The organism is Serratia sp. 2880STDY5682894 (assembly GCF_001537385.1).
GTDB lineage: Bacteria > Pseudomonadota > Gammaproteobacteria > Enterobacterales > Enterobacteriaceae > Serratia > Serratia nevei.
On sequence record NZ_FCJA01000014.1, the window covers coordinates 49,086 to 75,359 of the forward strand.

At 61.3% G+C, this 26,274-nt stretch carries 25 protein-coding genes; 16 read left to right on the top strand and 9 right to left on the bottom strand.

Translation table 11 applies throughout. From position 1 onward, the window contains the following. Positions 1–9: 9 nt before the first annotated feature. Together AWX27_RS22820 and AWX27_RS22825 are read right to left on the bottom strand one after the other, a co-directional pair. Positions 10–1,011, bottom strand: coding sequence for a LacI family DNA-binding transcriptional regulator (locus AWX27_RS22820; RefSeq protein ID WP_060425151.1), 1,002 nt, complete (start codon positions 1,009–1,011; stop codon positions 10–12). A gap of 24 nt (positions 1,012–1,035) precedes the next feature. After that, complete coding sequence (locus AWX27_RS22825; protein WP_060425154.1) at positions 1,036–2,418, bottom strand: MFS transporter; 1,383 nt, start codon at positions 2,416–2,418, stop codon at positions 1,036–1,038. Positions 2,419–2,810: 392 nt separating this feature from the next. Between AWX27_RS22825 and ubiC the strand changes: the two genes are divergently transcribed. Continuing rightward, positions 2,811–3,326, top strand: coding sequence for a chorismate lyase (gene ubiC, locus AWX27_RS22830; protein ID WP_038874327.1), 516 nt, complete (start codon positions 2,811–2,813; stop codon positions 3,324–3,326). A 17-nt stretch (positions 3,327–3,343) separates the two neighbouring features. Continuing rightward, positions 3,344–4,216, top strand: coding sequence for a 4-hydroxybenzoate octaprenyltransferase (ubiA, locus tag AWX27_RS22835; protein ID WP_049201503.1), 873 nt, complete (start codon positions 3,344–3,346; stop codon positions 4,214–4,216). A 66-nt stretch (positions 4,217–4,282) separates the two neighbouring features. On the opposite strand, the gene plsB is transcribed toward ubiA, so the two are convergent. Further along, positions 4,283–6,748, bottom strand: a complete 2,466-nt coding sequence (gene plsB / locus AWX27_RS22840; RefSeq protein WP_060425184.1) for a glycerol-3-phosphate 1-O-acyltransferase PlsB — start codon at positions 6,746–6,748, stop codon at positions 4,283–4,285. A gap of 149 nt (positions 6,749–6,897) precedes the next feature. On the opposite strand from plsB, the gene AWX27_RS22845 reads away from it, so the two are divergent. From AWX27_RS22845 to AWX27_RS22860, 4 genes are all read left to right on the top strand, one after another. Next, positions 6,898–7,266 (top strand): diacylglycerol kinase, encoded by a 369-nt coding sequence (locus tag AWX27_RS22845; protein ID WP_015379225.1) that lies wholly within the window; start codon positions 6,898–6,900, stop codon positions 7,264–7,266. Positions 7,267–7,368: 102 nt separating this feature from the next. Next, positions 7,369–7,977, top strand: coding sequence for a transcriptional repressor LexA (gene lexA, locus AWX27_RS22850; protein WP_025160136.1), 609 nt, complete (start codon positions 7,369–7,371; stop codon positions 7,975–7,977). A 101-nt stretch (positions 7,978–8,078) separates the two neighbouring features. Further along, positions 8,079–9,416, top strand: coding sequence for an MATE family efflux transporter DinF (dinF, locus tag AWX27_RS22855; protein ID WP_060425155.1), 1,338 nt, complete (start codon positions 8,079–8,081; stop codon positions 9,414–9,416). 315 nt (positions 9,417–9,731) lie between these two features. Then, positions 9,732–9,941 (top strand): CsbD family protein, encoded by a 210-nt coding sequence (locus AWX27_RS22860; protein ID WP_004936743.1) that lies wholly within the window; start codon positions 9,732–9,734, stop codon positions 9,939–9,941. A gap of 102 nt (positions 9,942–10,043) precedes the next feature. On the opposite strand, the gene zur is transcribed toward AWX27_RS22860, so the two are convergent. Then, on the bottom strand, positions 10,044–10,556 hold the full coding sequence (gene zur / locus AWX27_RS22865) for a zinc uptake transcriptional repressor Zur (protein WP_015379223.1): 513 nt from the start codon (positions 10,554–10,556) through the stop codon (positions 10,044–10,046). Between the two features lie 245 nt (positions 10,557–10,801). On the opposite strand from zur, the gene AWX27_RS22870 reads away from it, so the two are divergent. The 3 genes from AWX27_RS22870 (at position 10,802) to pspG (ending at position 12,872) form a co-directional block, all read left to right on the top strand. Further along, positions 10,802–11,374, top strand: coding sequence for a sugar O-acetyltransferase (locus AWX27_RS22870; RefSeq protein ID WP_060425157.1), 573 nt, complete (start codon positions 10,802–10,804; stop codon positions 11,372–11,374). A 111-nt stretch (positions 11,375–11,485) separates the two neighbouring features. Continuing rightward, a complete protein-coding gene (dusA, locus tag AWX27_RS22875; protein WP_019453217.1) occupies positions 11,486–12,496 on the top strand; it encodes a tRNA dihydrouridine(20/20a) synthase DusA in 1,011 nt (336 codons plus the stop codon). A 157-nt stretch (positions 12,497–12,653) separates the two neighbouring features. Further along, the gene (gene pspG, locus AWX27_RS22880; protein ID WP_025304448.1) at positions 12,654–12,872 is read left to right on the top strand and encodes an envelope stress response protein PspG; all 219 of its coding nucleotides are present in this window, start codon (positions 12,654–12,656) and stop codon (positions 12,870–12,872) included. 300 nt (positions 12,873–13,172) lie between these two features. Here the strand turns inward: pspG and AWX27_RS22885 are convergent, their stop codons facing one another. After that, positions 13,173–14,156, bottom strand: coding sequence for a quinone oxidoreductase (locus AWX27_RS22885; protein ID WP_060425029.1), 984 nt, complete (start codon positions 14,154–14,156; stop codon positions 13,173–13,175). A gap of 167 nt (positions 14,157–14,323) precedes the next feature. On the opposite strand from AWX27_RS22885, the gene dnaB reads away from it, so the two are divergent. Continuing rightward, positions 14,324–15,748, top strand: coding sequence for a replicative DNA helicase (gene dnaB, locus AWX27_RS22890; protein WP_025160134.1), 1,425 nt, complete (start codon positions 14,324–14,326; stop codon positions 15,746–15,748). Positions 15,749–15,765: 17 nt separating this feature from the next. Then, positions 15,766–16,845 carry an alanine racemase gene (alr, locus tag AWX27_RS22895; protein ID WP_060425158.1) on the top strand — a complete coding sequence of 360 codons (1,080 nt, stop codon included), beginning with the start codon at positions 15,766–15,768 and terminating at the stop codon, positions 16,843–16,845. Between the two features lie 44 nt (positions 16,846–16,889). Here the strand turns inward: alr and AWX27_RS22900 are convergent, their stop codons facing one another. Beyond that, entirely contained in the window at positions 16,890–17,657 is a 768-nt protein-coding gene (locus tag AWX27_RS22900) for a transporter substrate-binding domain-containing protein (RefSeq protein ID WP_060425160.1), read from the bottom strand. Between the two features lie 215 nt (positions 17,658–17,872). Here AWX27_RS22900 and AWX27_RS22905 point away from each other — a divergent pair, with 215 nt between their 5' ends. From AWX27_RS22905 to maa, 5 genes are all read left to right on the top strand, one after another. After that, positions 17,873–18,346 (top strand): Lrp/AsnC family transcriptional regulator, encoded by a 474-nt coding sequence (locus tag AWX27_RS22905; RefSeq protein ID WP_049201491.1) that lies wholly within the window; start codon positions 17,873–17,875, stop codon positions 18,344–18,346. A gap of 80 nt (positions 18,347–18,426) precedes the next feature. Then, on the top strand, positions 18,427–19,620 hold the full coding sequence (locus AWX27_RS22910; RefSeq protein ID WP_060425162.1) for an amino acid aminotransferase: 1,194 nt from the start codon (positions 18,427–18,429) through the stop codon (positions 19,618–19,620). A 126-nt stretch (positions 19,621–19,746) separates the two neighbouring features. Further along, positions 19,747–20,163, top strand: a complete 417-nt coding sequence (locus AWX27_RS22915) for a secondary thiamine-phosphate synthase enzyme YjbQ (RefSeq protein WP_004936779.1) — start codon at positions 19,747–19,749, stop codon at positions 20,161–20,163. Between the two features lie 4 nt (positions 20,164–20,167). Beyond that, positions 20,168–20,521 carry an MmcQ/YjbR family DNA-binding protein gene (locus AWX27_RS22920; RefSeq protein ID WP_038874311.1) on the top strand — a complete coding sequence of 118 codons (354 nt, stop codon included), beginning with the start codon at positions 20,168–20,170 and terminating at the stop codon, positions 20,519–20,521. Positions 20,522–20,672: 151 nt separating this feature from the next. Beyond that, positions 20,673–21,230 (top strand): maltose O-acetyltransferase, encoded by a 558-nt coding sequence (gene maa / locus AWX27_RS22925; protein WP_060425164.1) that lies wholly within the window; start codon positions 20,673–20,675, stop codon positions 21,228–21,230. 15 nt (positions 21,231–21,245) lie between these two features. Here maa and AWX27_RS22930 read toward each other — a convergent pair whose 3' ends face one another. The 3 genes from AWX27_RS22930 to uvrA all read right to left on the bottom strand — a co-directional run bounded on the left by AWX27_RS22930 (position 21,246) and on the right by uvrA (position 26,244). After that, positions 21,246–22,043, bottom strand: coding sequence for a M48 family metallopeptidase (locus AWX27_RS22930; protein WP_175444088.1), 798 nt, complete (start codon positions 22,041–22,043; stop codon positions 21,246–21,248). Positions 22,044–22,279: 236 nt separating this feature from the next. Next, positions 22,280–23,086 (bottom strand): MipA/OmpV family protein, encoded by an 807-nt coding sequence (locus AWX27_RS22935; RefSeq protein WP_230200995.1) that lies wholly within the window; start codon positions 23,084–23,086, stop codon positions 22,280–22,282. A 329-nt stretch (positions 23,087–23,415) separates the two neighbouring features. Continuing rightward, positions 23,416–26,244: an excinuclease ABC subunit UvrA gene (gene uvrA / locus AWX27_RS22940; protein WP_060425173.1), complete on the bottom strand. Its 2,829-nt coding sequence runs from the start codon at positions 26,242–26,244 to the stop codon at positions 23,416–23,418. Between the last annotated feature and the right edge of the window lie 30 nt (positions 26,245–26,274).

Consider the following 26,274-nt stretch of genomic DNA (forward strand, 5'->3'; position numbering starts at 1 on the left):
GAAAAACCGCTAACAGCCGCAGGAGCGGCGGATGCGCAGTTGAAAAGCGAATTCATGCAGCTCGGCGGGCGCGGCACCGGCGGCCAGCATGGCGATGGCCCGCTTGGCCATGGCGTCGATCGGCTGCTCGACCGCACTGAGCGGCGGCACGCTGAATTCGGATTGCTGCGTGCCGTTAAAACAGATCAGCGCCAGATCGTCCGGCGCGCGCAGCCCATGCTCCGCCAACGCCGACAGGCAGCCGAGCGCCTGTTGCTCGTTAGAGGTGAAAACGGCGCGCGGGCGTGGGCCTTGCACCAGGCGCTGGGTGGCCTGGTAACCGCCCTGGCGGGTGTAGGGCACTTCGAAAATCCACTCGTCGCGCGGCGCGATACCCGCCTCCAGCAGCGCATCGCGCCAGCCGTTCAGGCGATCCTGCGCGTTGAGCATGGTCAGCGGGCCGATAAAAATGCCGATGTCGCGATAGCCGTGTTGCAGCAGATGGCGGGTTGCCTGGCAGGCGGCGTCGCGCTCGTCGACGCGAATGGCGCAGACGCCGGCCTGGCTGTCGATGGTGTCTATCATTACGCAGGGCGTGCCGGAAGCGCGGATCAGATCGAACCACGGATGGCGATCGACGCTGGTGTACAGCAGGCCGTCGACCTGGCGGCGCAGCAGGTTGTTGATAAGTTCATACTCGCGCTGACGATCGTCGCCGGCGTCGCCTAGCAGCAGCACACGGCCGCGGCTGAAGGCTTCCTGCTGCAGTGCCCGCGCCAGGGTGGCGAAGAACGGGTTGGAAATATCCGGCACCACCAGCCCGTAGGTTTGTGTGCTGCCGGAGGCCAGCGCCCGCGCGATGTCGTTCGGCCGGTAGCCGGTCTGCTCGATCGCCGCCAGCACGCGCAGCCGGGTGGCTTCCGCCACCGGGCGCGGGCCGTTGTTGATCACATAGCTGACTACGGCGACGGAGGTGCCCGCTACGCGAGCCACGTCGGCGCGGGTAACGCGTCGCGCGGAGTGATTATCCACATTGAGGTCCTGTTCGCCTTCTCGCTACGCGGCATCCTGCGGCAGGTTGAGATCGCGGCCGCGGGTTTCGGGAGCAAAGAAGGTGGTGATTAAGCCGATGCCCGCCATTACAACAAAATAGCAGGCGACAGGCCACCAGTGACCGAAACCGGACAGCAGTGCGGTGGCGATCAGCGGCGCGGTGCCGCCGGAGAGGATCGAGCCGAGCTCCTTGGCGAACGCCATTTTGGAGTAGCGGTTCTTCACGCCGAACAGTTCGACGCCATAGGCCGCCTGCACGCCGAAGATCCCCAGCGACGCGATGCACATGCCGACCACGATCACCGAGATGACGATCGCCGGCTCACGGCTGTCGAGCAGCCAGAACGCCGGGAAGGCGTACAGCACCAGCAGCAGGCAGAACCACCGGTAGGTGACGCGGCGGCCGAAGCGATCGGACAGCCAGCCGGCCAGCGGGATCACCAGAAAACCGCACAGCGAGGCGATCAGAACCGCCAGCGCCGGCACCGATTTATCGACCATCAGCACCTTGGCGACGTAGCCGACGATAAAGCCCTGGCACAGGTAGGAAGGGCCGTTTTCGCCGATGCGCAGGCCGAGCATCACCCAGAACGCCTTGGTGCGCTGCAGGTAGCTGCGCGTATCCGGTGCGGCCTGGGCGGCGTCCAGCATGCGCTGGTGGTTTTGCTGCAGCTCGCGCTCGAAGACCGGCGTTTCCCGCACGTGGCGGCGCAGGTACAGCGCCACGCCGGCGATCAGAATGCTGGCGAGGAACGGAATGCGCCAGCCCCAGCTCATCAGGTCTTCCTTGTCGAGCTGCAGTACCAGCAGCCACACCAGCGACGCCAGCAGGGTGCCGCTGTTGGAGCCGATGGCGATGATCGACGCCACCAGCCCGCGCCGTTTGGCCGGCGCGTATTCCGCCAGCATCACCGCGCCGCCGGACAGCTCCGCGCCGGCGCCGAACCCCTGCGCGAAGCGCAGGATCACCAGGCAGGTGGGTGCCCAGACGCCGATTTGCGCATAGGACGGGATCAGGCCGATCAGCGTGGTGGAGAGGCCCATCAGCGCCACGGTGGTGATCAGCACCACGCGGCGGCCTTTGCGATCGCCGATCCAACCGAACACCAGCGCGCCGATCGGCCGCGCGACGAAGCCGACGGAGTAGGTGGCGAAGCTGGCCAGCAGGGCGACCAGCGGCGTGGCCTCGGGGAAGAACACGTCGCCGAACACCATGCCGGCCGCCAGGCCGTACAGCGCGAAATCGACGTATTCCATGGCGGTGCCGAGCCAGCAGGAGAAGGTGGCGCGCCAAAATTGGCTGCGCCCCTCTTTGGTTGCCAGGCGTTCATCGGCCGCCAGCGCGGCGTCGGCGGTCTGTGGAGTGGCAAGCGTTGTTTCGCTCATGGCAGTGCTATCCTCTTTTGTTCTGCGCCTGGAGGGGCGCGGTTAAAGATGGTTTCCCTGGTGCCGGCAACAAAGGTGTGCCGACAAATGATGTCGGACGCATGGCGATTCAACGCTGCGGTGTCAGAGTATCTACGCGCGTAGATAAAACAACGCGACAAAGATGAAACTTTGCAGGCGATCACAGAATCGTCATCGTGCCGGGGAACGAAGATAGAGAACGCGGATGGCAAAAAGATGACAGGAACCCGGTTTTTCCGGCGGAAGCCACCGCCGTTTTCGCCACGAATCAGCCTGCCGCTTTCGTATTTCTGCGCTACAATGGGGGCCTGTTAACAGTTTGTATCGTCTGGCGCGCCGTACCGGCCGCGGTTCAGGCGAGGAGTAAAGCAATGTCTGGCATCAGGGATTCCATCCTGCCGCCGCTGGAGTGGTTGTCCGAACAGGATCCTCCGGCGCCCGCCGCCGTCAGCGACTGGCTGATGGAGTTAGGCTCCATGACCCGCCGATTTGAACGCCATTGCGCCCAGGTGCGCGTCGAACCGCAGCGCGAATGCTTCGTCACGCGCGAGGCGCTGGGCGACGAGGCGAATCACCTGCCCGACAGCCCGCGCTACTGGCTGCGCGAAGTGGTGCTGCTGGGCGACGACCAGCCCTGGCTGCTGGGGCGCACGGTGATCCCGGAAAATACGCTGACCGGCCCCGACCAGGCGCTGGTGGATCTGGGCACGCTGCCGCTGGGGCGCTACCTGTTCAGCAGCGGCGATCTGACCCGCGACTATATCCATATCGGCCGACAGGATGCGCTGTGGGCGCGCCGTTCACGGCTGCGGCTGGCGGGCAAACCGCTGTTGCTGACCGAATTGTTTTTACCGGCTTCGCCGCTGTATTCAGCGGTTCCTGCATAAGAGAGGAGAGCAAGACCTTGGAGGGAAGCGTGACTCAAAGTAAATGGCGGGCTTACAGCCATTTGATGCGCATTGATAAACCGATCGGCACGCTGTTGCTGCTGTGGCCGACGCTGTGGGCGCTGTGGCTGGCCGGGAAAGGCGTGCCGCCGCTGTCGATTTTGCTGGTGTTCGTGCTCGGCGTGTTCCTGATGCGCGCCGCCGGCTGCGTGGTGAATGACTATGCCGATCGCGCGGTGGACGGCTACGTGAAACGCACCGCCGGGCGGCCGATGCCGAGCGGTCGGGTGAGCGCGAAAGAGGCCAAGGTGCTGTTTGCGGTGCTGGTGCTGATCTCGTTCTGCCTGGTGTTGACGCTCAATGCGATGACCATCTGGCTGTCGCTGGCGGCGCTGGCGCTGGCCTGGGTGTATCCGTTCATGAAGCGGGTGACCAACCTGCCGCAGTTCGTGCTGGGCGCCGCGTTCGGCTGGGGCATTCCGATGGGGTATGCGGCGGTCAGCGAATCGCTGCCGCTCAGCTGCTGGCTGCTGCTGCTGGCCAACATCTGCTGGACGGTGGCCTACGACACGCTGTATGCGATGGTCGATCGCGACGATGACTTGAAGATCGGCATCAAATCCACCGCTATCCTGTTCGGCCGTTATGACAAGCTGATCGTCGGGCTGCTGCAGTTCGCGACGCTGCTGCTGCTGGTGTGGGTCGGTTATCTGGCGCAGCTCGGCGGGGCGTTTTACTGGTCGCTGTTGCTGGCGGGCGCGCTGTTCATTCACCAGCAGAAACAGATCGCCGGCCGCGAGCGCGAAGCCTGCTTCAAGGCCTTCCTGCAGAACAACTATGTCGGCTTGGTGGTATTTATCGGCATCGCGCTGAGCTATCTGCCGGCGTAACGGTTTCGCAAAGCAAGAAAAAAGGCACCCCAGGGGGTGCCTTTTGTGTTTCGGTGCCGGACGACATCACTCGTCCTGCTCTTCTTCCGCGTCGGCTTGCGGCAGGGCGTTGGTCTCTGCCGGCATGTTGACGCTTTCGATGGTCAGCTTGATTTCCGGCGTGATCAGATCGCTCAGCATGTTGTACACCTCAAGGGTGTGCTCGCGGATCGCATCCCCGCTATCGTTGATATAGCCTTCTTCGCGCAGCGTCGCCACCAGGGTGGAGAACACCGCCTTGTCGAAGAACTCCGGCGCGTTGATGCCGTGCAGCACCGACAGACGCTGCGCCATGATGCGGCTCTCTTTCTCCAGCGCGCCGCGGTTGATGCTCGGGTTGGCGCTGAGGATCGACATGGTGATGGCGTAGCGTTGCAGGGTTTCGCGCACCCCGGCGGCCAGCAGCTGCAGCGGGCGAATGCGCGCCGGGTTCAGCACCAGCTCGTCGCCTTTGTCGCAGATCAGCTGTTGGCGGATCAGCTCGTCGATCACCGGCTGCAGCACCTCCGGCAGCTGTTCCTTGTCGTTATGCAGGAACAGCTCGGCTTTCAGCATCGGGTAGATCATGCCGATTTGACGCAGCAGCTCGGCGCGCGATACCCGGCGATGATGCATCACGATGCTGGCGATCAGCGACGGCAGCACCAGCAGGTGGTGGATGTTGTTGCGGTAATAGGTCATCAGCACCGCCTGCTCGCGCGGCAGGATGATGATGTCGCCGATGTTGTCCTTCTCCACCTCGAACTTGTTCATGTTCAGCGCGTGATCCAGCAGCTCGTCCGGCGTTTGCGTCGGCACGGTGACGTCATGCGCGTAAGGCGCGTTGCGCATCAGCTGCAGGTAACACTCGAGCTGTTCGACCAGCTGTTCGCGGGTCAGCGAACGCTGGCGCGAAGCCAGCAGCGCGGTGGAACACAGGTTCATGGCGTTGGCCGCGGCGGCGTTGTTGATGCGCACCATGATCTGGCCGGCCAGATCGTTGACCGTCGGCGTCAGCCAGCTTGGGCGCTGAGCCTCGATCGGATCGATAGACTCGCGCCACTGCGGCACGTGCTGGTTGAGGTAAGCGGTCAACGGCAGCGGCTCGCCGAAGTTGACATAACCCTGGCCCAGATTGCGCAGCTTGCGCAGGCCGCGCAGCATCTGCGGCAGGCTCTCTTTTTCCTTGGTGGCGCCGCGCAGCTCTTTGGCGTAGGTGCCCACTTCCATCACGTGTTCGTAACCGATGTAAATCGGCACCAGCGTGATCGGACGGGTGCCGCCGCGCAGCATCGCCTGGATGGTCATCGACAGGGTGCCGGTCTTCGGCTCCAGCAGACGCCCGGTGCGGGAACGGCCACCTTCCACGAAGTATTCCACCGAGTAGCCGCGGGTGAACAGCTCGCCGAGGTATTCGCGGAACACCGTCGAGTACAGCTTGTTGCCCTTGAAGGTGCGGCGGATGAAGAACGCGCCCAGGCGGCGGAAGATCGGGCCGGCCGGCCAGAAGTTGAGGTTGATGCCGGCGGCGATGTGCGGCGGCACCAGGCCCTGGTGATACAGCACGTAGGACAGCAGCAGGTAGTCCATGTGGCTGCGGTGGCAGGGCACGTAGACGATCTCGTGGCCGTCCTGCGCCAGCTGGCGCACGCGCTCGGCGTTGGTGACGTTGATGCCCTGATACAGCCGGTTCCAGGTCCAGCTCAGCACGCGGTCGGACAGGCGCACGGTTTCGTAGGAGAAATCGGCGGCGATCTCTTCCATCAGCGCGATGGCGTTCTGCTGGGCTTTCTCGTGCGAGATCTTCTTGCTGCGCGCTTCGTCCTCGACCGCTTTTTCGATCGCTTTGGACGCCAACAGCTTGTTGAACAGATCCTGGCGGGCCGGCAGGCTCGGGCCTACCGCGGCCAGGCGCTGACGCGAGAAGTGCATGCGCGCCACGCGCGCCAGTTTCTGCGCGATGGTTTTATCCGTGCCGTGCTCGGTGGCCATGCGGCGCAGCGAAACGGTGTTGGAGAAACGCACGAAGCTGTCGCGGCCGAGCCACAGCACGGCGAAGAATTTCTGCACGCCGTTCAACAGACGCAGGTGCGGCGTGCCGTGGCCTTCGCGGCCCGGCGAGCGGCCGAACATCACCGAAACCGGCAGCATCTGAATGTCGAGATCCGGATTGCTGCGGTGCAGATCCAGATAGTCGTGGAACAGCTTTACCGACTCTTCTTTCGGGGTGTAGTAGCGGAACACGCGCGGGCCGTCGTGAATGAACACGTAGCTCGGCAGCACGGTGCCGTCGATCTCCAGCGAGTTGAGCGGATCGGGCAGATCCTGCGCCAGGCACTGGGTGCGCAGCGTCAGCAAATCCGCCTTGGAATTGTAAGGTAAAACATACAAAATCGGCCGTGAGGGATCCAACCCTAGCTCGGTAACCGGATCTGAAGGGATGACCTTACTTCTTACCAACAATTTAAGTGGTAAATTCAATATTTTATAATAAATTTTACGCCAACCTGACATAAACAACGTGAAGCCTCTTGTTAGCAATGCGCCGCAAGCATACCAGAAACCGGGTAGCAGATCTGTGGTGTTCGAAAACCGAGAGCCGTCAGCGCGGACTGTTCTAGACTCTTTTTATTATGACCGACCTCTGAGAAAGGCACGAAAACATGGCAAACCAAGCAACCGGACTGACCCGCATCATCAAGGCCGCCGGCTATTCCTATAAAGGGCTTTCCGCCGCCTGGCAGCACGAAGCGGCTTTCCGCCAGGAACTGGTGGTCACCCTGCTGGCTATCATACTGGCTGTCTGGCTGGATGTGGGTGCGATAGCGCGCATTTTATTGATCGGATCGGTAGCGCTGGTGATGATCGTCGAGATCCTGAACAGCGCGATCGAGGCGGTAGTGGATCGCATCGGCAGCGAACATCACGAACTGTCCGGCCGGGCCAAGGACATGGGATCGGCGGCGGTGTCGCTGGCGATCGTGCTGGCGCTGTTCGTTTGGGGCACGGTCTTATGGCAGCATTTTGGCTGACGAAAGGCGCCTACTGACTGATTTTTATTTATTCTTCGGTTCCCAATCCGCGCTTACCTGTATATACTCACAGCAAGACTGTATAAACAAACAGGGGGCGGAATGAAAGCACTAACTACCAGACAGCAAGAGGTCTACGATCTGATTCGCGATCATATTTCGCAAACGGGCATGCCGCCAACGCGTGCCGAGATCGCGATGCGTCTGGGGTTCCGCTCGCCTAACGCCGCCGAAGAACACCTGAAGGCGCTGGCACGCAAAGGCGTGATCGAAATCGTCTCCGGTGCCTCGCGCGGTATCCGCCTGTTGATGGAAGAAGAAGAAGGGCTGCCGCTGATCGGCCGCGTCGCCGCCGGCGAGCCGCTGCTGGCGCAGCAGCACATCGAAGGGCACTACCAGGTGGATCCTTCCCTGTTTAAACCGAGCGCCGATTTCCTGCTGCGGGTGAACGGCATGTCGATGCGTGACATCGGCATTCTGGACGGCGATCTGCTGGCGGTGCACAAAACGCAAGACGTGCGCAACGGCCAGGTCGTGGTGGCGCGCATCGAAGACGAAGTGACGGTCAAGCGCCTGAAAAAACACGGCAACGTGGTCGAGCTGCTGCCGGAGAACAACGAATTCCAACCGATCGTGGTCGATCTGCGCCAGCAGAATTTCACTATCGAAGGGCTGGCGGTCGGCGTGATCCGCAACGGTGACTGGATTTAATCGTCGCACTCTCAGTGCCGCCTCTTGTATCAATCGCCCCTGTTCTGGGGCGTTTTTGTTTCTGACCTTGCCCTTCGCCACTGCTACGGGAACATCTCATCATGCGCTTGATTTCCGCCTTCACCAGCGACACCGATAAAGCCCTGTGGCGCCTGGCTCTGCCGATGATTTTCTCCAATATCACCGTACCGCTGCTCGGGCTGGTGGACACCGCGGTGATCGGCCACCTCGACAGCCCGATCTACCTGGGGGGCGTCGCGATCGGCGCGGTGGCGACCAGCTTCCTGTTCATGCTGCTGTTGTTCCTGCGCATGAGCACCACCGGCCTGGCGGCGCAGGCGCTGGGGGCACAGAACCCGCAGGCGCTGGCGCGCGCCTTTATGCAGCCGCTTCTGCTGGCGCTGCTGGCCGGGGTGGCGATCGTCCTGTTGCGCTATCCGCTGATCGAACTGGCGCTGCGGATCGTCGGTGGCAATGGCGAGGTGCTGGAACAGGCGCGGCGTTTTCTTGAGATCCGTTGGCTGAGCGCGCCGGCGGCGCTGGCTAATCTGGTGCTGCTGGGCTGGCTGCTCGGCGTGCAGTATGTGCGTGCGCCGGTGATCCTGCTGATTGTCGGCAACCTGCTGAACATCGTGCTGGATATCTGGCTGGTGATGGGCCTGGGCTGGAACGTGCGAGGGGCGGCGGCGGCAACCGCCATCGCCGAATACGCCACGCTGCTGCTCGGCCTGTGGCTGGCGTGGCGGGTGATGCGCCTGCGCGGTATCACCCTGCCGATGCTGCGCCAGGCCTGGCGTGGCGATCTGCGTCGGCTGCTGGCGCTTAACCGCGACATCATGTTGCGTTCATTGCTGCTGCAGCTGTGCTTTGCATCGCTGACCATCTTCGGCGCTCGTCTGGGGAGCGACGTGGTGGCGGTCAACGCGGTATTGATGAATCTGCTGACGTTTACCGCCTATGCGCTCGACGGCTTCGCTTATGCGGTGGAAGCCCATTCGGGCCACGCCTACGGTGCCCGGGACGACAGCCAGCTGCGAAAGGTGTGGCACGCGGCCTGCAGGCAGGCAGGGCTGGTCGCGCTGGCCTTCGCCCTGGCGTATGCCGTTACCGGCCAGCAGATCGTGGCGGCGTTGACCTCCTTGCCGGAGCTGCGTGCGTTGGCCGCCCACTATTTACCGTGGCAGGTCATCCTGCCGCTGGTCGGGGTGTGGTGCTATTTGCTGGACGGCATGTTTATCGGTGCCACGCGCGGTGCCGAGATGCGCAACAGCATGGCGGTGGCTGCGGCGGGATACGGTCTGGCGCTGTTCAGCGTGCCGCTGCTTGGCAACCACGGACTCTGGCTGGCGCTGGCGGTGTTTCTGGCGCTGCGCGGTCTGGCACTGGGCTGGATTTGGCACCGCCATCAGGTGCGCGGCAGCTGGTTTGCCGCACGCTAAACCGTGCGCTTTGTTGGGTTAATTATTAATTTGTCTTATGTTTTTGTTCATGTTTGCTTACATGTTTCCAGCCTGGTTCTGCCCGGCTTAGCTCGTTGTTTGTTGGCGTTTTTTATGTTTATTTCATTTATTAATGGTTTTTTATTCTGTCATATGGCTTTTTTATTTCCATGTTTAACTAGAATGAATCATGTGGCTGGCGAATGAAGGGGAGCGATATTCCTTAAGGTGAAGGGCGTATCGGCCAGAAAAATTTCTGGTTAACCCCAGCCGGCGACAGGGATCACTGATTCACCACAGGTTAACGGAGAGACTATGAATAAAGATCAAGCCGACGGTAACTGGAAGCAGCTTAAAGGCAAAGTGAAGGAAAAATGGGGCAAGCTGACCGATGACGATCTGACGGTCATCGAAGGGAAACGCGAACAGCTGGTCGGTAAAATCCAGGAGCGCTACGGTTACCAGAAAGAGGCGGCCGAGAAAGAGGTGAAAGCCTGGGAAGATCACACCAAACACCGCTGGTAATTTGCAGGGCCGCCATTGAAGGCGGCTTGCCCAGCGCAGGCCGGCGTCGCTCTCATCCTCTGGCGCCCCGGCCGCAGGTACAGGGAGGTACCTGACTTCGTGTTACTTCTTCTTGATGGCGATGCTGTGATCGTGTTCGGCGCAGTCATGCTTGCTGTCGCATGCCTCAACCTCCACGCAGCCGGCGCACAGGCCGTGCGCTTCCACCACGCTGTGACGCAGCGCAAATCCGGCCTCCTGCGCCAGCTTCTGCAGCGTTTCCTCTACGCCTTCGGTAGTGCGTTCGGTCACCTGGCCGCAGCGGTCGCAGATAAACAGTGCGGACGTGTGCATCGGCTGTTCGAAGTGGTGGCACAGCACGTAGCTGTTGGCGGATTCCACTCTATGGATAAACCCTTGCTCCAGCAGAAAATCCAGCGCGCGATAGACCGTCGGCGGCTTGGCTTGCGGTTCGGCGACGCGCAGCAGATCGAGCAGGTCATAAGCGCTGATTGCACCGGGTTGCTGAGTCATCAGACGCAGCACTTCCAGCCGTTGCGGCGTCAATCGCACATTGCGTTGTTGGCAGAGGCGTTCCGCCTGCGCCAGCAGCTTTTCCTGGGTGGTTGAGTTCATCGCAAATATCCCGGTACGTAAAAAAGCCGATTTTACCATGATTACGGCGAATCGCCGAGAGTTGCCCCCTTTTCCCCTGAGGATTGCGCAGGGAAAGGCGCGCTGAGTGCGCTAAAAGAGAGATGCATCACAACTTTTTCCCTCCACCGGGCGGCAAATCAACGTTGCCGATTTTAGCGCTGGAGAGCCGCTGGCGAGAGCGGTATAACGCGCTTCACCCGCGTGACGAACAGGAGCCTTGTGTGATGACGGAAAGAGAGAAGCTGTTAAGCGGCCTGGAGTACAACAGCCGCGATGAAGAACTGATTGCGATGTACCATCGGGCCAGGGCGTTGACCAAAAGCCTGGGGACGCTGGATTCGCATCAGGCGGACGAGAAAAACCGCCTGCTCGGCGAACTGTTCGGCGCCTGGGGCGAGGCGAGCTGGATCGAAACGCCGTTCTGGTGCGACTACGGGCAACATGTCCGCATCGGTAAAAACTGTTTTATCAACGTCAATGCGGTGTTCCTCGACTGCAATACCATCACCATCGGCGACAACACGCTGATCGGCCCCAACGTGCAAATCTACACGCCGAGCCACCCGCTGAAGGCCGGCAAACGCTTTACCGGCGACCCGGCCTTTCCTTTCCGCACCTCGGCGCAGCCGGTGTCCATCGGCAGCAACGTATGGATCGGCGGTAACGTGGTGATCTTGCCGGGCGTGACCATCGGCGACGGCACGACTATCGGCGCGGGCAGCATCGTGACCGGCGACATCCCGGCCAATGTGCTGGCGCTGGGGCAGCCGTGCCGGGTTATCCGCACGTTGGAATAGGGGGGAAACGAAGGCGATTTTCCCAACGGCGCCGATTGTCGTTATAATAGCCGTTTGCGGCCGCGCGCCGTTCGTTAAACCCAGACAGACTCAGGTAGCCAGTAACTCAGCATGACGAAAGACAACCACGCCCCAACCTACGCCGCCAATCGTTTCTCCATCGCGCCGATGCTCGACTGGACCGATCGTCATTGCCGTTACTTCCACCGCCTGCTGACCAAGGAAACGCTGCTGTACACCGAAATGGTGACCACCGGCGCGATCATTCACGGCAAGGGCGACTACCTGGCCTACAGCGAAGAAGAGCATCCGGTGGCGCTGCAGCTGGGCGGCAGCGATCCGGCCGCGTTGGCGCACTGCGCCAAACTGGCGGAGCAGCGCGGTTACGACGAGATTAACCTCAACGTCGGCTGCCCGTCCGATCGCGTGCAAAACGGCATGTTCGGTGCCTGTTTGATGGGGCAGGCGACGCTGGTCGCCGACTGCATCAAGGCGATGCGCGACGTGGTGTCGATCCCGGTGACGGTGAAGACCCGCATCGGCATCGACGATCAGGACAGCTACGCCTTCCTGTGCGACTTTATCCAAACCGTCGCCGGGCGCGGCGAGTGCGACATGTTCACCATCCACGCGCGCAAGGCCTGGCTCTCCGGCCTCAGCCCGAAAGAGAACCGCGAAGTGCCGCCGCTGGACTACCCGCGCGTTTATCAGCTGAAGCGGGATTTCCCGGCGCTGACCATCGCCATCAACGGCGGGGTGAAAACGCTGGAAGAGGCGCAGCAGCATCTGCAGCATCTGGACGGCGTGATGATGGGGCGCGAGGCGTACCAGAATCCGGGCATTCTGGCACGGGTCGACAGCGAACTGTTCGGCGCGCAGACCGCAGTGCCGGACAGCGTGGCGATCGTCGAAGCGCTGTATCCGTACATCGAGCGCGAGCTGTCCAACGGCACCTATCTCGGCCACATCACCCGCCACATCCTCGGTTTGTTCCAGGGCGTGCCGGGCGCGCGCCAGTGGCGTCGCCACCTGAGCGAGAACGCCCACAAACCGGGCGCCGATGCGCGGGTGGTGGAGCAGGCGCTGGCGCTGGTGCGTCAGCCGCGTGTGGAAATGGCGTAACCCACAAAAATTTTGACTAACAGTTAGTCTTTTTCGCCAGGCATTCGGCGCGTTGCCGGATGCCTGCCCCATCTTTTCAATAGGTTAGCCCTTCCGCCATTCTGGCACGCTTCTTGTAATTCCCTCAGCAGATACGTTGTATTGCAAAGGAGCAATCATGTTGGAAATCTTCTTTCTCATTGGCTTTGTGGTGATGCTGATGGTGACCGGCATCTCGCTGCTGGGGATCTTCGCTGCGCTGTTGGTGGCGGCGGCGTTCATGCTGTTGGGCGGGTTGTTCGCGGTGGTCATCAAGCTGCTGCCGTGGCTGATTTTGGCGGTCGTCGGGGTATGGATTTACCGGTCGATGCAGAAACCGCAGGCCAGACGTTACTGATTTTTTGCTGAATAATCAGTCAGTCGCGATGAAACTTGCACAACTTGCCGCCCCGCTAATGCGGCAGCGATCACAGCTTGGCAGTTTTGCCGCGCGATGTGGCACATAAAGCGTGTTTTTTGCCGGACGGGGCTGTTAGGATGTTTGTCGATGCAGTGATGCGACCGATTTCATCACCGTGAGAGACAACCAAAATTCGTGTTGCTGAAGCAACCCCCTGTCTCTGGCGGACTCTGCTCTACCCCTACAAAACGCAGTAACAGAAAGGGCTCCGTAAGGAGCCCTTTTCTTTTGCGGCAATTAGGGGATCAGCAGGCTGGAGCCGCTGGTGCCGCGGCTTTCCAGCACTTGGTGCGCCCGCTGGGCGTCGGCCAGCGCAAATTTCTGCTCGTCTTTCACCTCCACCCGAATGGCGCCGCTGCCGATCAGCGAGAACAGCTCGTTGCTGGCGTACTGCAGCTCGGCGCGGTTGGTGATGTAGCCGTTAAGGGAAGGGCGGGTGACGTACAGTGAGCCCTTCTGATTCAGCAGTGCCAGATCGACGCCGGTCACCGGGCCGGAGGCGTTGCCGAAGCTGACCATCAGGCCGCGCCGTTTCAGGCTGTTGAGCGAGGCCTGCCAGGTGCTTTGCCCCACCGAATCGTACACCACGCCGACCTTCTCGCCGTGCGTCAGCTCGGCCACCCGCTGGGCGATATCCTCTTTGTGGTAGTTGATGGTGGCCCAGGCGCCGGCCTGTTTCGCCAGCGCGGCCTTTTCGTCGGAGCCGACGCTGCCGATCAGGCGCGCGCCCAGCGCTTTGGCCCATTGGCAGGCGATCAGCCCAACCCCGCCGGCGGCGGCATGGAACAGGAACACTTCACCCGGCTGCACGTCGTGGGTCTGGCGCAGCAGGTAGTGCACCGTCAACCCTTTGAGGAAAGAAGCGGCGCCCTGCTCAAAGCTGAGGTTGTGCGGCAGCAGCGCCACTTTTTCTTCCGGCACGTTGTGGACTTCGCTGTAGGCGCCGAGCGATGACTGCGCATACACCACCCGGTCGCCCGGTTTGATCGCGCTGACGCCGGCGCCAACCTTGACCACCACGCCGGCCGCCTCGGTGCCGAGGCCGCTCGGCAGGCTCGCCGGGGCGTACAGCCCGCTGCGCACATAGGTGTCGATGTAGTTGATGCCGATCGCCTTGTTCTCGATCTGCACTTCGCCGGCGGCGGGATCGAGCGGTGTAAAATCAACGTATTGCAAGACTTCCGGCCCGCCGGTGGCGGAAAACTGAATGCGCTTGGCCATATCGTTACCTCGTTTGAGTGTCTGATTTCACCCTATTCTTTTTAGTATCGGAGATCCAGTTCACCCGTGCGGGATTCAATACCTTTTTTGCATCGGTTATGACGCAAAAATCACGTATACTCTCGCGTCAAGATCCTTCATTCGCAACCGGATAAAGACTACGTTTCATGGCAGGAAAAAAACCAACCAACAAAACAAACGCGGACGAAACCAGAGAGCGTTCCAGAGATCGTCAGATGGAAGGGCTGAAGATGCCGCCGCACTCGCTGGAGGCCGAGCAGTCGGTGTTGGGCGGTTTGATGCTGGATAACGAGCGCTGGGACAACGTGGCGGAGCGCGTGGTCGCCAACGACTTCTTCAGCCGCCCGCATCGCCTGATCTTTACCGAGATGCAGCGTCTGCTGGAGATGAGCAAGCCTATCGATCTCATCACCCTGTCCGAATCGCTGGAGCAGAAAGGCGAGCTGGACTCGGTCGGCGGCTTCGCCTACCTGGCCGAGCTGTCGAAAAACACCCCGAGCGCCGCCAACATCGGCGCCTACGCCGACATCGTGCGCGAGCGCGCGGTGGTGCGCGAGATGATCTCGGTGGCTAACGAGATCGCCGACGCCGGCTACGATCCGCAGGGGCGCAGCAGCGAAGACCTGCTCGATCTGGCGGAATCTCGCGTATTCCAAATCGCCGAGAACCGCGCCAGCAAAGACGAAGGCCCGAAGGGCATCGAGCGCATCCTGGAAGACACCGTATCGCGTATCGAGCAGCTGTATCAGCAGCCGCACGACGGCGTGACCGGGGTCGATACCGGCTATCAGGACCTCAACAAGAAAACTGCGGGCATGCAAAAGTCCGATCTGATCATCGTCGCCGCCCGTCCATCGATGGGGAAAACCACCTTCGCCATGAACCTGTGCGAAAACGCCGCGATGACCCAGGAAAAACCGGTGCTGATCTTCAGCCTGGAGATGCCCGGCGAACAGATCATGATGCGTATGCTGGCGTCGCTGTCGCGCGTGGATCAGACGCGCATCCGTACCGGCCAGCTCGACGACGAGGACTGGGCGCGCATTTCCAGCACCATGGGTATCCTGCTGGAGAAGCGCAACATGTACATCGACGACTCCTCCGGCCTGACGCCGACCGAAGTGCGCTCGCGCGCGCGGCGCATTTTCCGCGAGCACGACGGGCTTAGCCTCATCATGATCGACTACCTGCAGCTGATGCGCGTGCCGGCCCTGTCCGACAACCGTACGCTGGAGATCGCTGAGATTTCGCGCTCGCTGAAGGCGCTGGCGAAAGAGCTGCAGGTGCCGGTAGTGGCGTTGTCGCAGCTGAACCGAAGCCTGGAGCAGCGCGCCGATAAGCGCCCGGTCAACTCCGACCTGCGTGAATCCGGCTCTATCGAGCAGGATGCCGACCTGATTATGTTCATCTATCGTGATGAGGTGTATCACGAGAACAGCGATCTGAAAGGGATCGCGGAAATTATTATCGGTAAGCAGCGTAACGGCCCGATCGGTACCGTGCGCCTTACCTTTAACGGCCAGTGGTCGCGTTTCGACAACTACGCGGGGCCACAATACGATGACGAATAATCAGCTAAGGAACTGAAATGAAAGCGGCAACCGCTGTAATCGACCGCCGCGCTCTGCGACATAATCTGCAACAGGTGCGCCGCCAGGCGCCGCAAAGCCGCCTGATTGCCGTTGTGAAAGCAAACGCTTATGGACATGGCCTGCTGGAAACAGCACACACCCTGCAAGACGCCGACTGCTACGGCGTGGCGCGCATCGGCGAAGCGCTGATGCTGCGTTCCGGCGGCATCGTCAAACCGATCCTGCTGCTGGAAGGCTTCTTCAGTGCCGAAGATCTGCCGGTGCTGGTGGCGAACAACATCGAAACCGCGGTGCACAGCATCGAACAGCTCGAAGCGCTGGAGCAGGCCGAGCTGGCGCGTCCGGTGCCGGTGTGGATGAAGCTCGATACCGGCATGCATCGGCTGGGGGTGCGCCCCGAACACGCGGAGGCGTTTTATCAGCGCCTGTGCGCCTGCCGCAACGTGGCGCAGCCGGTCAATATCATGAGTCACTTCAGCCGCGCCGACGAGCCGGAATCCGACACCACGTTGAAACAGATCGCCTGCTTCGAGCAGTTCGCGCGCGGCAAACCGGGCCAGCGCTCGGTCGCCGCCTCCGGCGGCACGCTGCTGTGGCCGGACGCCCACAACGAGTGGGTACGCCCCGGTATTATTTTGTACGGCGTGTCGCCGCTGGATAACGGCAGCGGCGCCGAGCATGGGCTGCAGCCGGCGATGACGCTGAAGTCCAGCCTGATCGCGGTGCGCGAGCACAAGGCCGGCGAAGCGGTCGGCTACGGCGGCACCTGGGTCAGCCCGCGCGATACCCGGCTGGGCGTGGTGGCGATGGGGTACGGCGACGGCTACCCGCGCAGCGCGCCGACCGGTACGCCGATCCTGATCAACGGCCGCGAAGTGCCGATCGTCGGCCGGGTGTCGATGGACATGATTTCGGTCGATCTCGGGCCGGCCGCCGCCGATAAGGTGGGGGATGAAGCGGTGCTGTGGGGGCCGGCGCTGCCGGTCGAGCGCATCGCCGTCTGCACCGGCATCAGTGCCTACGAGCTGATCACCAAGCTCACGCAGCGCGTGGCGATGGAATACATCGGCGACTGAAACGCCGCAGGGGCCGACGCGCGTCGGCCCCGTTTCTCAGCGGGTTACTTCTTTACCGCCAACCACTTATCGATAATCTTCTGATATTCGCCGGTCGCCTTGGCCAGGTGCAGCCACTGATCCACATACAGTTTCCAGCTCAGATCGTCGCGCGGCAGCATGTAAGCCTTCTCGCCGTACTGCATCGGTTTGGTCGGATTCACCGCGCACAGCTTCGGATAGCGCTTCTGCTGGTACAGCGCCTCGGAGGCGTCGGTGATCATCACGTCTGCCTTGCGGTCCACCAACTGCTGGAAAATGCTCATGTTGTCGTGCGTGAGCGTCAGTTTGGCCTTTGGCAGATAGGCGTGCACGAAGGCTTCGTTGGTGCCGCCCGCCGGTTCCAACAGACGCACCGACGGTTTGTTGATCTGCTCGAGAGTGCGGTATTTCTTCACGTCGGTGCAGCGCACCAGCGGGATTTTGCCGTCGGTATCCAGCTTGTCGGCGAAGAACACCTGCTTTTGCCGTTCCAGCGTGACGGAGATACCGCCCATCGCAATGTCGCACTTGCCGGAGGTGAAGTCCGGCGTCAGGGTTTTCCAGCTGGTCTTCACCCACTTCACTTTCGCGCCCAGGCTCTTGGCCAGCGATTCCGCCATGTCGATATCGATGCCTTCATAGCTGCCGTCTTCCTTGAGGAAGGTATAGGGCTTGTAGTCGCCGGTGGTGCAGACCTCCAGGGTCTTTTGCTGCAGCACCTTATCCAGGTGGGATTGCGCGCCGGCGCTGCCGGCGGCGAGCAGCAGCGCGAGAGGGAGTAACTTTTTCATCTGGCGTCCTTTTTATACATTCGTGGTTTTATGCGTTACTTCGCCGTTAATTGTCGTTTGCCTGCATGAGTTAGCCGTTTTTTATGCCGCTTACCGGCGAAAACGCCGGGCTTTGCTGCTGTACGCGATTTAAGCGCCAGGGTGTGACGCCGGCAACGGTAAAAAAACTGGTAGGCTGTAACGTCAACATTTATTAACACAGTTTACAGGTGGCTATGTACAACATTGACGATTTTGATATGAAAATCCTGACGCTGTTACAGGCCAACGGCCGGCTGACCAATCAGGAGCTGAGCGAGCTGGTGGGGCTCTCCGCCTCCCAGTGTTCGCGGCGGCGCATCAGCCTGGAGCAGGCGCAGCTGATCCGCGGCTACCACGCGCGGCTGGCGCCGGAGGCGGTCGGCCTGGGGCTGGTGGGGCTGATCGAAGTCAGCCTGATCACGCACGCCCAAGAGCAGATCGACAGCTTTCATCAGATGCTGGAGGAGGTGGATGCGATCCTCGACGCTTACAAGACCACCGGCGACGCCGATTACCTGCTGAAAGTGGCGGTGGCGGACCTGCCGGCGCTGAGCGAATTCATCAGCCAGACGCTGTCGCCGCACAAAAGCGTGGCGCATATCAAAACGGCGGTGGTGCTCAATCGCATCAAGGAAAACGGTTTATTGCCGGTGGCGCGAGAAAGCTAAAACCTAACGCGGTTTTCCGTCTATATTAGGAACGTAACGCTGTGCCCAAACCACAATAAATAAACCAGGAGAAAAACCCCGTGTTCCAGAACGTTGACGCCTATGCCGGCGATCCCATTCTGTCGCTGATGGAAAAATTCAAACAAGACCCGCGCGCACACAAGGTGAACCTGAGTATCGGCCTGTACTACGATGCGCAGGGCATCATTCCGCAGATGCGGGCGGTCGCCGCGGCGGAATCGCAGTTGAACAGCGTCGAGCACGGCGCCTCGGTATACCTGCCGATGGAAGGGCTGCAACCCTACCGTTCCGCCATCCAGCATCTGCTGTTCGGCGCGCAGCACCCGATGCTGCAGCAGGGGCGTATCGCCACCATTCAGACCGTCGGCGGTTCCGGCGCGTTGAAAGTGGGCGCCGACTTCCTGAAAAGCTACTTCCCGGATTCGCAGGTGTGGGTCAGCGATCCGACCTGGGAAAACCACGTCGCCATTTTCAGCGGCGCTGGTTTCAAGGTGAATACCTACCCTTATTTCGACAGCGAAAGTCTGGGCGTGAAGTTCGACGCCATGCTCGCGGCGCTGAAACAGCTGCCGAAGCACAGCATCGCGCTGCTGCACCCGTGCTGCCACAACCCGACCGGTTCCGACCTGACCCCTGCCCAGTGGGATGAGGTGGTCAAGGTGATCGCCGAGCGTGAAATCATTCCGTTCCTCGACATCGCCTACCAGGGCTTCGGCGGCGGCATGGAGCAGGACGCCTACGCCATTCGCGCCATCGCGGCGGCCGGCCTGCCGTGCCTGGTGAGCAACTCGTTCTCGAAGATCTTCTCGCTGTACGGCGAGCGCGTCGGCGGCCTGTCGGTGGTGTGCGAAAGCGAAGAGGCGGCCGGGCGCGTGCTGGGCCAGCTGAAGGCCACCGTGCGCCGCAACTACTCGAGCCCGCCGAATTTCGGAGCGCAGCTGGTGGCCAAGGTGCTGAACGACGCCCAGCTGAAAACCCAATGGCTGGACGAAGTGGAGAGCATGCGCACCCGCATTCTCGAGATGCGTCACGCGCTGGTGGACACCCTGAAGAGCGCGCTGCCGCAGCGCAACTTCGATTACCTGCTGGCGCAGCGCGGCATGTTCAGCTATACCGGCTTCAGCGCGGCGCAGGTCGATCGCCTGCGTGAAGAGTTCGGCGTCTACCTGATCCACAGCGGCCGCATGTGCGTGGCCGGCCTGAACCACAACAACGTGCGTCAGGTGGCCGAGGCGTTTGCCGCGGTGCAGTAACGTCTGTTAGCCTGAACGGACGTTCATCGGGGAGCGATAGCGATATCGCTCCTTTTTTATTGCCGGCGCGCCGCCGAAGTTGCCGCAAACCGGAGAGAGAATATACTGATTGAGGGGCGCTCACTCATGTGGCATCAGCAAACGCTAATCCTCAGCGCAAAAGCGCGTGGCTTTCATCTGGTTACCGACGAGATCGTCAACCAGTTAACCCACTTACACCGCCTGCAAACCGGCCTGCTGCATCTGTTGCTGCAGCATACCTCGGCCTCGCTGACGCTCAACGAGAACTGCGATCCCACGGTGCGAGCCGATATGGAGCAGCATTTCCTGCGTCAGGTGCCGGAAAACGCACCCTATCAGCATGACTACGAAGGGCCGGACGACATGCCGGCGCACATCAAATCCTCGCTGCTGGGCGCGTCCTTGACGCTGCCCGTCAGGCACGGGCGGCTGATGTTGGGCACATGGCAGGGCATCTGGCTGGGGGAGCACCGCATCCACGGCGGAGCACGCCGTATTGTGGCCACATTACAGGGGGAGTAACCCAATGAATAACAGCGCATTGCTGGAGTACTGCATGGCGAAGCCGGGCGCGGAGCAAAGCGACCAAAACCAGTGGCAGGCCAGTCAGATCAAGGTAGGCGACGTGATGTTCGCCATGGTGTGCGAGGTCGAAGGGCGGCCGGCGCTGGCGGTCAAGTCCAGCCCGGAGCTGGCGGAAAGCCTGCGTGAACACCATCCTGAGATCGTCGCCTGCGCCGGCCTGAACAAGGCGCACTGGAACACGGTGTTTCTCGACGGCAACCTGCCGAACTCGCAGTTTTACACGCTGATCGACAGCTCCTATCAGCTGGTGGTGGAAGGCCTGCCCGAACACGTGCGCCAGGAACTGCGCGCCTGATTGCCGGGCGGCGGCGCCGCCCGTTTTTCTCCTGTTTTTTCGCGTCAAAGCGTGATCGTGATTTTAAATTGGGAACGTTCCCTTTTTGTCGTCAGGCAAAAGCGGCTACGCTTGGGCATTCAAGAAACGCGGATAACATAAGGAGGCCGACATGGCCATCAGCGAAGAAAAGCGCAAGATGATCGCCGGGGAGCTGTACGACGCCGGCGATGACCTGCTGCGCAGCGAGCGTCGGCGCGCGCGCCAGCTGACGCATCGCTATAACCACTCCTCGCCGGAAGAGGGCGAGCTGCGCAAACAGTGGCTGGGTGAGCTGCTGGGCGGCTATCAGGGCGGCACCATCGAGCCGACCTTCCGCTGCGACTATGGCTATAACATTTATCTCGGCAAGAACTTCTACGCCAATTTCGACTGCGTGATCCTCGACGTGTGCGAGGTGCATATCGGCGACAACTGCCTGCTGGCACCGGGCGTGCATATTTACACCGCGACCCATCCGCTGGACGCTGAGACCCGCGTCGGTGGTGCGGAGCTCGGTAAGCCGGTCAAGATTGGCGACAACGTATGGATTGGCGGACGCGCGGTGATCAATCCGGGCGTGACCATCGGCGACAATGCGGTCGTGGCCTCCGGCGCGGTGGTGACCAAAGACGTGCCGGCCAACTGCGTGGTGGGCGGCAACCCCGCGCGGGTGCTGAAAACGCTGTAGGCCCGGCGGGGCGGATTAAAACATGCTGCCGTGGCGCTCGAAGCCGTGCATCTCAATGTCTTTGAGCGCCTTGAAGCGTTTGACCATCACCGCATGATCCGACAGCAGGTTGCTGATGCGGACAAACAGCTCCTTGTTCTCTTCTTCGCACTGTTCCAGCCAGGCCTGCGGGTTCACGCCGTGCTGCATCCAGGGGCCGACGGCCAGCAGCCGCACCGTGTCGGCGTAATTCGGGCAGAGGGCGAGCGCCACGCGGTCTGCGGAATACTCCTGTGCGCGGGTGGTCGCCAGGCCGGGCAGCACCAGCGATTGCGGTACGACGCCGATCGCCAGGCGCCACAGCGACACGTGGCGCAGCTTGTGGTGGGCCAGCTCGTGCGCCAGCACGAACTCCACGATCTCCGGCGCGGTGGGCATCAGCATGGCGATTTCAGCGTGGATCACCACATAGCGCTGACGGCGGTTGCATTCCAGCGCAAAGGCGTTGACCACGCCGTTGCCGTTGGTCAGGTAGAGCTTCGGCAGCGTCTTGAGCTCCAGGCGGCGGCCAATATCCTGATACAGCGCGAACAGCTCGGGAAATTGTGCCGGCCCGACGCGCAAGGCGTTGGATTTCGCCTGGGCGGCGAGATAGAAACGATAAATATAGAAAGCGATAGGGATCAGCGGTAATAAGGCGAACAGGCTGAGCGTATCCAATGTTTCTTTGGCTTCCGTGCCTAATCCCAGAATCGTCTCGTCCGAGGACGCGACGATAGCGGCGATGCCAAATAAAAAACCGAGAAGTGTTATTATCGCCGATAGCCAGATCATGGGCATTTCCCAGCGGTGGCGAAATGCCGTGAAGTTACGACATTCTGTCGAATGATGTTGGCACATAAAATATCCTTAATAAGGGAGAGCAACGCCAGATATTGTCAGGTAAATATGGCATGGTTTAATTATCCGCCTGTTTACCTCACAATTCGTTAAACTATAGTTTATTTTTTCACCGTCGCGTTATGGCGTTATCTGACGGGCGTACGCGCTCGCTCTCATTGGGTAAAACGTCAGAAGCTGTAGCTGGCGCTGGTGAAGGCCATACCCGACGTGGTTTTTTCGACGATAGGGCTGTCGGCCGCGTCGCCCAGCAGACGGGTCACGCCGACCCCGGCCTGGAAGGCCACGTTCGGTCGCCATTGGTAATTGAGCGCGGCGGTGAGGGTCGCGTCCTTGAAGCCGCTGCCCGGCCGATAAGCGCTGAAAGCGCTGCGCTGTGCCTGCTGCGACGTCACGCCGAAATAGCCGCGCTGATAGCCGCTGTTGGCCCAGGTGGTGGAGAGGTTGCCGATCAATGTCAGCTGTTCGCTGAGTGGATATTGCCCGGTGAGCCCGGTTTCCACATAGGCCGTGTGGCCCAGTTCTTCCCCGCCGTAGCTGCGCTTGCGCGTTGCCTGCATGCCTTTTACGTAGGCGCGGAAGGGATCGAGTTGGTAGCTCAGTTCGGCGCCGGCCTCCAGTGCGCCACCCAGCTTGCCCATGCCCTTGAGTCGTGTGTTGCGCCCGCGCAAGGTTCTGATTTCCTCGTCACGGCCGGCGTCATAGTTGAGCAATAACGCGATGCCGACGGGGCCGGCAAGCGGGAATTGCCAGCGTGCCCCCTCGCTGCCTGCGCTGAGCTCCCCCCAGCTGGCGTTTTGATAGCCGGCATTCACCTGATACAAGGGTTCAATGCTGTAAAAAGAAGAGCCTTCATAGGCGGGGGCGACGGCAAGGCCGCCGGCGAGCGTTAAAGAGGCCTCGCCGTCCTGCGCCTGAGCGGCGAAAGGAAACAGAAATAACAGCGCGGCGACAGAGGTTCCCAGTTTAGTATCCACGTTAAACACCTTTTATATCATCCCATTGAATATACGGCCCGCAGGCCGGCGATTAATTGCAGCTTATTTATAAACGCCAGGTTTATATTGATTAATTGACAGACGACGGCGCGTCATTGGCGTTATTTCACCGCAACAGTGAAACGCATGGGGAATAAACAACAGCCAAACGAGTGGCATGATTGGGCGAGTTTATTATTGGCAGGGCTCAAAGCGCCTGTTTTTAAAGGCATGATGCAGAGAAGATGATTTAATGTTTTTCAGAAAGGGATATGTTGATTGCTCAACGAGGCGGCCTATTCCGCCTCGTTGAGAGGGATAACCCGCCGTTATTTTTCCAGCAGCGGTTTCAGGAAGCGTGCGGTGTGCGATTTTTCACACTCGGCCACGGTTTCCGGCGTGCCGGCGACCAGGATTTCGCCGCCGCCGCTGCCGCCTTCCGGCCCCAGATCGACGATCCAGTCGGCGGTCTTGATCACGTCCAGGTTATGCTCGATGACCACGATGGTGTTGCCCTGATCGCGCAGCTGATGCAGCACCGCCAACAGCTGCTGGATATCGGCGAAGTGCAGACCGGTGGTCGGCTCGTCGAGGATATACAGCGTCTGGCCGGTGCCGCGTTTCGACAGCTCGCGCGCCAGCTTGACGCGCTGCGCCTCACCGCCGGAGAGCGTGGTGGCCGACTGGCCGAGACGGATGTACGACAGGCCGACATCCATCAGGGTCTGCAGCTTGCGCGCCAGCGCCGGCACCGCGTCGAAGAACTCACGCGCTTCTTCGATGGTCATCTCCAGCACTTCGTGGATGCTCTTGCCCTTGTACTTCACTTCCAGCGTTTCGCGGTTATAGCGCTTGCCCTTGCACTGGTCGCACGGCACGTAGATGTCCGGCAGGAAGTGCATCTCGACCTTGATCACCCCGTCGCCCTGGCAGGCTTCACAGCGCCCGCCCTTGACGTTGAAGCTGAAACGGCCCGGCGTATAACCGCGGCTGCGCGATTCCGGCACGCCGGCGAACAGCTCGCGCACCGGGGTAAAAATGCCGGTGTAGGTGGCCGGGTTGGAGCGCGGCGTGCGGCCGATCGGGCTTTGATCGATGTCGATCACCTTGTCGAAATGTTCCAGGCCGGTCACTTCGCGGAACGGCGCCGGTTCGGCGATGGTGGCGCCGTTGAGCTGGCGCTGAGCGATCGGGAACAGCGTATCGTTGATCAGCGTCGATTTGCCGGAGCCGGAAACGCCGGTGATGCAGGTAAACAGCCCGACCGGCAGCGTCAGCGTCACGTCCTTCAGGTTGTTGCCGCGCGCGCCGCTCAGCTTCAGCACCTTGGTCGGATCGGCCTGCACGCGCTGCGCCGGAATGGCGATCTCGCGCTTGCCGCTGAGGAACTGGCCGGTCAGCGACTCCGGCTGCGCCATGATGTCGTCGACGGTGCCTTCCGCCACCACCTGGCCGCCGTGCACGCCGGCGCCGGGGCCGATGTCGATCACGTGGTCGGCGGCGCGGATGGCGTCTTCGTCATGCTCCACCACGATCACCGTGTTGCCGAGGTTGCGCAGGTGGATCAGCGTTTCCAGCAGGCGCTCGTTGTCGCGCTGGTGCAGGCCGATCGACGGCTCATCCAGCACGTACATCACGCCCACCAGGCCGGCGCCGATCTGGCTGGCCAAACGGATACGCTGCGCTTCGCCGCCGGAGAGCGTCTCCGCCGAGCGGGACAGTGACAGGTAGTTCAGGCCGACGTTCACCAGGAATTTCAGGCGATCGCCGATCTCTTTCAGCACTTTTTCGGCGATTTTGGCGCGTTGGCCGCTGAGCTTCATGTTCTGGAAGAAGGTCATCGCATGGCCGATGCTCAAATCGGAGATCTCCGGCAGCGTGGTGTCTTCTACGAACACGTTGCGCGCTTCTTCGCGCAGGCGGGTGCCGTGGCACGAGGCGCAAGGGCGGTTGCTGATGAACTTCGCCAGCTCTTCGCGCACCGCGCTGGATTCGGTCTCTTTGTAGCGGCGCTCCATGTTGTGCAGCACGCCTTCGAACGGATGGCGGCGCACGGTGGTGTCACCGCGATCGTTGATGTATTTGAATTCGATCGACTCTTTGCCGGAGCCGCTCAGCACTGCCTTCTGCACGTTGGCGCTCAGGGTGTTGAACGGCGCCTCTACGTCGAACTCATAGTGCTCCGCCAGCGAGCGCAGCATCTGGAAGTAATAGAAGTTGCGGCGATCCCAGCCGCGGATCGCGCCGCCGGCCAGCGACAGCTCGGGGTTTTGCACCACGCGATCCGGATCGAAGAACTGCTGCACGCCCAGGCCGTCGCAGGTCGGGCAGGCGCCGGCCGGGTTGTTGAAGGAAAACAAGCGCGGTTCCAGCTCGCGCATGCTGTAGCCGCAGATCGGGCAGGCGAAGTTGGCGGAAAACAGCAGCTCGTCCGCTTTCTCGTCGTCCATGTCCGCCACCACCGCGGTGCCACCGGACAATTCCAGCGCGGTTTCGAACGATTCGGCCAGGCGCTGCGCCATGTCGTCGCGCACCTTGAAGCGATCGACCACCACTTCGATGGTGTGTTTCTTCTGCAGCTCCAGCTTCGGCGGATCGGACAGATCGCACACTTCGCCGTCGATGCGCGCGCGGATGTAGCCCTGGGCGGCCAGGTTTTCCAGCGTTTTGGTGTGCTCGCCCTTGCGGTCTTTCACCACCGGCGCCAGCAGCATCAGGCGTTTGCCTTCCGGCTGGCTCAGCACGTTATCGACCATCTGGCTGACGGTTTGTGCCGCCAGCGGCACATGGTGATCCGGGCAGCGCGGCTCGCCAACGCGGGCGAACAGCAGGCGCAGGTAGTCGTGGATCTCGGTGATGGTGCCGACCGTGGATCGCGGGTTGTGCGAGGTGGATTTCTGCTCGATGGAGATCGCCGGCGACAGGCCTTCGATATGGTCGACGTCGGGTTTTTCCATCAGCGACAGGAACTGGCGCGCATAGGCGGAGAGCGATTCGACGTAGCGGCGTTGCCCTTCGGCATACAGCGTATCGAAAGCCAGCGATGACTTGCCGGAACCGGACAGGCCGGTGACGACGATCAGTTTGTCACGCGGGATGATCAGGTTGATGTTTTTCAGATTATGGGTTCGAGCACCACGAACTTCGATATTGTCCATTTACACTTCCCGTCTTGATGATACACCGCG

Coding starts and splice junctions, on each gene's coding strand:
- AWX27_RS22825 (WP_060425154.1), bottom strand. CDS start 2,418: ATGAGCGAAACAACGCTTGCCACTCCACAGACCGCCGACGCCGCGCTG.
- ubiC (WP_038874327.1), top strand. CDS start 2,811: ATGTCTGGCATCAGGGATTCCATCCTGCCGCCGCTGGAGTGGTTGTCC.
- plsB (WP_060425184.1), bottom strand. CDS start 6,748: ATGTCAGGTTGGCGTAAAATTTATTATAAAATATTGAATTTACCACTT.
- AWX27_RS22845 (WP_015379225.1), top strand. CDS start 6,898: ATGGCAAACCAAGCAACCGGACTGACCCGCATCATCAAGGCCGCCGGC.
- lexA (WP_025160136.1), top strand. CDS start 7,369: ATGAAAGCACTAACTACCAGACAGCAAGAGGTCTACGATCTGATTCGC.
- dinF (WP_060425155.1), top strand. CDS start 8,079: ATGCGCTTGATTTCCGCCTTCACCAGCGACACCGATAAAGCCCTGTGG.
- AWX27_RS22860 (WP_004936743.1), top strand. CDS start 9,732: ATGAATAAAGATCAAGCCGACGGTAACTGGAAGCAGCTTAAAGGCAAA.
- zur (WP_015379223.1), bottom strand. CDS start 10,556: ATGAACTCAACCACCCAGGAAAAGCTGCTGGCGCAGGCGGAACGCCTC.
- AWX27_RS22870 (WP_060425157.1), top strand. CDS start 10,802: ATGACGGAAAGAGAGAAGCTGTTAAGCGGCCTGGAGTACAACAGCCGC.
- dusA (WP_019453217.1), top strand. CDS start 11,486: ATGACGAAAGACAACCACGCCCCAACCTACGCCGCCAATCGTTTCTCC.
- pspG (WP_025304448.1), top strand. CDS start 12,654: ATGTTGGAAATCTTCTTTCTCATTGGCTTTGTGGTGATGCTGATGGTG.
- AWX27_RS22885 (WP_060425029.1), bottom strand. CDS start 14,156: ATGGCCAAGCGCATTCAGTTTTCCGCCACCGGCGGGCCGGAAGTCTTG.
- dnaB (WP_025160134.1), top strand. CDS start 14,324: ATGGCAGGAAAAAAACCAACCAACAAAACAAACGCGGACGAAACCAGA.
- alr (WP_060425158.1), top strand. CDS start 15,766: ATGAAAGCGGCAACCGCTGTAATCGACCGCCGCGCTCTGCGACATAAT.
- AWX27_RS22900 (WP_060425160.1), bottom strand. CDS start 17,657: ATGAAAAAGTTACTCCCTCTCGCGCTGCTGCTCGCCGCCGGCAGCGCC.
- AWX27_RS22905 (WP_049201491.1), top strand. CDS start 17,873: ATGTACAACATTGACGATTTTGATATGAAAATCCTGACGCTGTTACAG.
- AWX27_RS22915 (WP_004936779.1), top strand. CDS start 19,747: ATGTGGCATCAGCAAACGCTAATCCTCAGCGCAAAAGCGCGTGGCTTT.
- AWX27_RS22920 (WP_038874311.1), top strand. CDS start 20,168: ATGAATAACAGCGCATTGCTGGAGTACTGCATGGCGAAGCCGGGCGCG.
- maa (WP_060425164.1), top strand. CDS start 20,673: ATGGCCATCAGCGAAGAAAAGCGCAAGATGATCGCCGGGGAGCTGTAC.
- AWX27_RS22930 (WP_175444088.1), bottom strand. CDS start 22,043: ATGATCTGGCTATCGGCGATAATAACACTTCTCGGTTTTTTATTTGGC.
- uvrA (WP_060425173.1), bottom strand. CDS start 26,244: ATGGACAATATCGAAGTTCGTGGTGCTCGAACCCATAATCTGAAAAAC.